This window comes from Paracoccus bogoriensis (genome assembly GCF_019431455.1).
GTDB lineage: Bacteria > Pseudomonadota > Alphaproteobacteria > Rhodobacterales > Rhodobacteraceae > Paracoccus > Paracoccus bogoriensis.
The window spans coordinates 1-347 of sequence record NZ_JAHYSR010000072.1; the positions used below are offsets into that span (position 1 = coordinate 1).

Annotated in this window: 1 protein-coding gene; it reads right to left on the reverse strand. The window is 66.6% G+C overall.

Annotation, left to right across the window (positions count from 1 at the left end; all coding sequences use genetic code 11):
* The coding region (locus KY389_RS15105) for a transposase (RefSeq protein WP_219831791.1) at positions 1 to 168 on the reverse strand (168 nt) is incomplete at its 3' end.
* Between the last annotated feature and the right edge of the window lie 179 nt (positions 169 to 347).

Below are 347 nucleotides of genomic sequence, written 5' to 3' on the forward strand. Positions count from 1 at the left end.
CAGCTTCTTCAGGTTCATGGCGGTGGCGGTCAGCAGGGCCTGGATCTTCATGTTCTCCAGGCCTCTGCGGATGGCTCTGGCAAGGCCGTGCAGCGTCTTGGCCGTGCCATGCGTGCCTTCGACGCGCCAGCGATGCCGGGTGTAGATCGCTTGGTCGTCTTGTTCCATGCCAGGCGCCTTCGCCGAGCTCGCAGGATGGCCGCGTGGTTCGCGACGACATGCACCCGGCGGGAGGGCGCGCCCTGGGGCAGGCACTGCGCCTTGAGGGGACAGCGCGCGCAGTCGTGCCGGCAGGCCACGATACCACTTGCCCGTTTTGTGCTGTTTCTGGCGGTCAGCCGCTTCTT